Raw genomic sequence first — 5064 nt, forward strand, 5'->3', positions numbered from 1 at the left:
GTGAGGTGGACCCATTCAGTTGGACAACCTGATGGTGTCCCTAAGCTATGATCCGGTTGTTTCCCTGGCTCAGGCTGCCAGAGATATGGGTTGCCCGTAGTACACCTCATCGGGCGTTTGGTAATCAAGGGTTTGGTGGTACCGGGTCTGATTGTAATGCCGGAAGTACCGGTGAAGCGCCTGCTTCAAGTGTCGGCCATCCTCAAAGGCAGTGAGGTAGACGCACTCGTGTTTGACGCTGCGCCAGAGCCGTTCCACGAAGATGTTGTCATGGTAGCAGCCCTTGCCGTCCATGCTGATCCGGATGCTATGTTCTTTGAGAACGCTTGTGAAGGCTTCACTGGTGAACTGGACACCCTGATCGGTGTTGAAGATCTCTGGCGTTCCATGGCGCTGTAAGGCCTCCTCCAGGGCATCAATACAGAAATCTGTGTCCATGGTATTGGAGACCCGCCAGGACAACACTTTGCGGCTGTACCAGTCGATGATGGCGACCAGGTACATGAAGCCCCTGGCCAGCGGAATATAGCTGATATCTGTTGCCCACACCTGGTTGGGGCGGTCAATTTTCAGCCCTTTGAGCAGGTACGGATAAACCTTGTGCCCGTCGCCCGGAATGCTGGTTCTGGGGCGTGGATACACCGCCTGAATGCCCATGGTGCGCATCAGGCGCTGAACCCGCTTGCGGTTTATCCGGTGGCCTTGGCGTTCCAGGTGGACACGCCTCTTACGAGAGCCATAGTACGGCGTTTCCAGATGCTGCTGGTCAATCAGGTACATCAGATCCAGATCCTCCTGACACTGTTTACGAGGGACGTAATACACCGACGAGCGGCTCAGTTTGAGCAGCTCGCACTGGCGTACAAGGCTGATTTGGGGATGACCACGCTCGATCATCGCCAATCGGCGTTGACGGCTTACTGATCGAGCTTGCGCGACAAAAAATCGCGTTCAACCGTCAGTCGGCCGATCTCGCGATAGAGTTCGTCAGAACTGGGCTCGTTGGACTGTTTGCCGGACTTTTTCTTGCCTTCGAAGAGGTCCGGGGCATTCTCTAGCAGCTCTCGCTTCCAGGTGCTGACCATGGTCGGGTGGATCTGGAAACGGGCGGCAATTTCGGATGTGGTCTGGTCACCCTTGAGGGCGGCCAGGGCGACTTTGGACTTGAATGATGCGCTGTATTGCTTGCGTTTCTTGCTCATGATTCTCCTCCTTGTGGAGATGATGAATCAGAGCTTAGGCACCTGTCCAAATTTCGGGGTCCACTTCATTGCCTCCATTGCAAGGGCGCCGCTAAGCTCAGCGTTATGTGGGCGTTCCCATTGAGAATCCATATGGCATTCAGTGAGTTTGAAGCAAAGAAAATTGAGCGGGCCGCCTCAGAATTTCTTGAAGCCCGGAGGCCGCCAGTCGAGATCCGGCCCAAGTTAGATCTAGACGTTCGAGTTTCTGGCCAAAGCGTGCAGATTGTCGAGATTCGCCCCCATTTCCGCGAGCCAGCCACGATCATTGAGTCGCCGGTTGCAAAAGCTACCTACGTCAAAAAATCTCAACGCTGGAAAATCTACTGGATGCGTAGCGATTTAAAGTGGCACTCCTACACGCCAGAACCTGAGTCACGCTCCATCGAGGAATTTTTTGCTATCGTAAATGCCGACGAGAATGGCTGTTTCTTCGGGTAGCACATAACCAGTCATTCAAGTTCGTTCCCGGCCTGGCGGCCGTCCACCGGACGCCCTAGTCGGGCGCCGCTTAATATTAGCGTTAAGGCTCCAGGGGGATACCGTGAGTAGAGATAGAGATGGCAGAAATGAACTACTGAACGCCATTTTCAGAAAAGATGTTGATTTGTCCATCGAACTCATTGAATCAGGAAATTTTGACCTCGACGAGCAGGACAACAACGGCTATGCGCCCATTCATGCAGCCGCACAGTATCAGCTTGTTTCCGTCGTAGACCGTCTTCTTCTCTGTGGCGCATCCGTTAACTTGCTGGATGAATGGGGGAATCCGCCCATTCAGAGAGCGCTCGGAAACAAACCGGAAAATGCACTGATCATTAGCAAGTTGTTAGAGGCTGGTGCGGATATCCATATTCAGAACAAAAGTGGAAACTCGGTAGCCACGCACGTAGGCAAATTAAAAAACCATCCGAACTATGAACAACTTCAAAGCTACCTCTAGTTTAGGGTGGCCTTAACAATTACAGGCAAGGGACGCTCCTTACGTCGCGCCCCTGCTGTTGGCGTTGAGGCTGTAGAAAAACCCCGAAATCACCCTGTGTTTTGATAGGATCAGGCAAACGGACAAGGAGTGGTCAGATGCCCCGCTTCAAGCACTACAACTACGACCAGGACACCATGGTCGTCATCAACTACCAGGAACAGCTCCAGCCCGGCACCTTTGAACACGCGGTGCACTACCTGATCGAGCACAAGCTGGACCTGGCGGTGTTTCATCCCAAGTACCGCAACGAAGACACTGGCCGGCTGGCCTACGATCCGGCCATCCTGCTGAAGATCATCCTGTTTGCCTACTCCAAGGGCATCACCTCCAGTCGCGAAATGCAGTGGTGTTGCGAGACCAACATCCTCTTCAAAGCCCTCTCCTGCGATACCGTTCCGCATTTCACCACCCTGGCCAAGTTTGTCAGCAGCCACGCCGATGAGATCGAAGCGCTGTTCGAACAAGTTCTGCTGGTGTGCCACGAAGAAGGTCTGTTGGGTAACGAGCTGTTTGCCATCGACGGCTGCAAAATGTCCTCCAACGCGGCCAAGGAATGGTCCGGCACCTTTAAAGAGCTGGGCGAGAAGCGGGAGAAACTGCGACGACTGATCCGTCATCACCTCAGGGCGCATTACGAGCGGGACGAGGCAGACACCGAGGCCGAACTGGACCGCGACATCCGCCGAGCGAAGACCATTCTGTCGTTGGATGAGGCCGCTAAAAAGATTGATCGTTTCCTAAAGACGAGCCGCCCACGGATGGGCCGGGGGAAACGGAGCAAGGAAGTGAAGAGCAACGTCACCGATAACGAAAGCGCCAAGATGACCACCAGCAAAGGCACGATCCAGGGCTACAATGGGGTCGCCACGGTGGATAAGAAACACCAAATCATCATCGACGCCCAGGCCTTTGGCGAAGGCCAGGAACATCATACCCTGCAACCGGTACTGGAAACCGTCGAAGCCCGTTTCAAGAAACTGGGTATCGCTGACAGCATTTATCAGCAAGGCACCATCGTTACCGCTGACACCGGCTTCGCCAACGAAGCCAATATGAAGTACCTGCACGAACGGCAGATCAATGGCTACGTGCCGGACAACAAATTCCGCAGCCGGGACCCGAAGTTCACAAACCAGAAAGACAAGTACGGCAAGCGGCATCAAAACCTGCCGGACAAGGGTTGGAAAGACATCATTCCGGCCAGTGAATTCCAGTTCGATCCCGTGAACCTGATCTGCGTCTGCCCGACTGACGAAGAGCTTACCTATTGGGGTCAAAGGGAAGCCGAGAATGGCAAGGTCCGAGTTCACTTCGAAGGTCGATTGCTGCAATGTCGCCACTGTCCCAAGAAGCACCAATGCATGCAGAACCCTGCATCCGCTAACCACCGAAATGGGTCTGGCCGACAGGTGTCGTTCACCATTGAGAACAAGCGTCTGCCGAACTACACGGACTGGATGAAGCACCGGGTCGACAGCCAACAGGGCAAAGAGATATACAGCCACCGAATGTCGGTGGTGGAGCCGGTGTTCGGCAACATCGGCACGAACAAACGGCTGAATCGCTTCAGCTTGCGAGGCAAGAAGAAGGTGCAAGGCCAATGGCAGCTATACTGCCTGGTGCACAATATTGAGAAGTTGGCGAATTACGGGCGGTTAGCAGCGTGATGTCGGGATCAGGCGGTTACAAATGTGTCTGCTGGATGTCAGCTATACCGGCACTGACACCGTCAAAAGGACTGAAACTCATGGCTGAACATCGGAACGATGATAATCGGCTAACTGATGGCCGCTAAGAAAATTTTAGGAACCAGGTGCTGGGGAAGGCTCGGAATCGGGTTTTTCTACAGCCTCGTTATGTGATCGCAAGGTACGAGCAGGTGTGTAATGCCAATAGCTGATGACCGATTCAGGCCAGATGAAGAATTGCTAAAAAAGTTCATTGTTGGCTTTTTGAACCCAAAAATTGACGAGCTGGCTTCAGAAGGCGTAGAGCTAGATCCAATTGAGATCATAGTGGTGGAGTCCAGTCGTGAAGAAGTAGTGAAAACAGACGATAGAAAGCGATCGGTTTGCAAAGTTGCTTTCTACAATACGTATACTCCTGATCGATATTTAATTAAGTCTTGCGTTAGGTTACTTGAAAGGCAATCTGATTCAGGTTTTACGGGTTTGAATTTTACTGGTGACATTAAGATGGGTGTGCCAAACATGAAAGGCTGCACTCTCGTTTACAACGAATTAAAGTTTGGCAAGGTGTAGCACATAACAATCGGCAGCACTCGGAGCCAGCTACGGCGCACCAATATGTGGTCGCTGCGCTCTTACCACATATTGGCACACCGCAGCTGGTCCGGTGTGCCGGGCGTTATGCACTAGATGACCATGGAACATTATATTGAGCTCGTGAGGATTGACGGCGATTGGGAGGGTGGTCATCACGGCCAGTATCCTAAAGTATTCGGAGTCAGCCTCGAAAGCGATAAACCATTTGTGGTTACCGAGGGTTCCGGATGGGGGCTAGGCGGGGCGAGCTATACATTGCCCGGATTATTTGAGGGTAACGCAGCATCGATATTTGATCGGGCTGAGTCTTTGGAGCTGTTTCAGATTTTATCATCAGCTTACCATTCCGGTGCAAGTGATGAGGTTTTAGTGTTGGAGTTGATGCAGCGGTATGGTGGGCATGCATAACCAATCGTTCAAGTTCGCTACCGGCCTGGTGGCCGTCCGCCGGACGCCTACTACGCTGCGCTCGTGTGTCATGACGAAAGACTTCAGTCTTTCTTGCTGTACTCAAGATGAGGGAAGGCCCCTCGGTCTCGGTGACCAGACACCG

At 52.9% G+C, this 5064-nt stretch carries 6 protein-coding genes; 5 read left to right on the top strand and 1 reads right to left on the bottom strand.

Features of this window, described 5'->3' with window-relative positions:
- Nucleotides 1-69: 69 nt before the first annotated feature.
- Nucleotides 70-1202 (bottom strand): IS3 family transposase gene (locus J122_RS19795; RefSeq protein ID WP_156471801.1). Its coding sequence is split into 2 segments (ribosomal slippage): nucleotides 70-932 and nucleotides 932-1202, totalling 1134 coding nucleotides; the frame shifts between segments, so codons are not numbered across the junction.
- Nucleotides 1203-1334: 132 nt separating this feature from the next.
- On the opposite strand from J122_RS19795, the gene J122_RS19805 reads away from it, so the two are divergent.
- From J122_RS19805 to J122_RS19825, 5 genes are all read left to right on the top strand, one after another.
- Nucleotides 1335-1682 carry a DUF3024 domain-containing protein gene (locus tag J122_RS19805; RefSeq protein ID WP_061333984.1) on the top strand — a complete coding sequence of 116 codons (348 nt, stop codon included), beginning with the start codon at nucleotides 1335-1337 and terminating at the stop codon, nucleotides 1680-1682.
- A gap of 103 nt (nucleotides 1683-1785) precedes the next feature.
- The gene (locus J122_RS19810) at nucleotides 1786-2184 is read left to right on the top strand and encodes an ankyrin repeat domain-containing protein (protein ID WP_061333986.1); all 399 of its coding nucleotides are present in this window, start codon (nucleotides 1786-1788) and stop codon (nucleotides 2182-2184) included.
- Nucleotides 2185-2321: 137 nt separating this feature from the next.
- Nucleotides 2322-3893, top strand: a complete 1572-nt coding sequence (locus J122_RS19815) for a transposase (protein WP_061333987.1) — start codon at nucleotides 2322-2324, stop codon at nucleotides 3891-3893.
- Between the two features lie 219 nt (nucleotides 3894-4112).
- The gene (locus tag J122_RS19820; protein ID WP_061333989.1) at nucleotides 4113-4487 is read left to right on the top strand and encodes a hypothetical protein; all 375 of its coding nucleotides are present in this window, start codon (nucleotides 4113-4115) and stop codon (nucleotides 4485-4487) included.
- Between the two features lie 117 nt (nucleotides 4488-4604).
- A complete protein-coding gene (locus tag J122_RS19825; RefSeq protein ID WP_041335042.1) occupies nucleotides 4605-4919 on the top strand; it encodes a hypothetical protein in 315 nt (104 codons plus the stop codon).
- Nucleotides 4920-5064: the final 145 nt, after the last annotated feature.

The sequence above is a fragment of the Marinobacter excellens LAMA 842 genome (assembly GCF_001574445.1).
Lineage (GTDB): Bacteria > Pseudomonadota > Gammaproteobacteria > Pseudomonadales > Oleiphilaceae > Marinobacter > Marinobacter shengliensis.

Excerpts from the sequence above, each read along its gene's own strand:
- J122_RS19805 (WP_061333984.1), top strand. The coding sequence starts at position 1,335 with ATGGCATTCAGTGAGTTTGAAGCAAAGAAAATTGAGCGGGCCGCCTCA.
- J122_RS19815 (WP_061333987.1), top strand. The coding sequence starts at position 2,322 with ATGCCCCGCTTCAAGCACTACAACTACGACCAGGACACCATGGTCGTC.
- J122_RS19820 (WP_061333989.1), top strand. The coding sequence starts at position 4,113 with ATGCCAATAGCTGATGACCGATTCAGGCCAGATGAAGAATTGCTAAAA.
- J122_RS19825 (WP_041335042.1), top strand. The coding sequence starts at position 4,605 with ATGACCATGGAACATTATATTGAGCTCGTGAGGATTGACGGCGATTGG.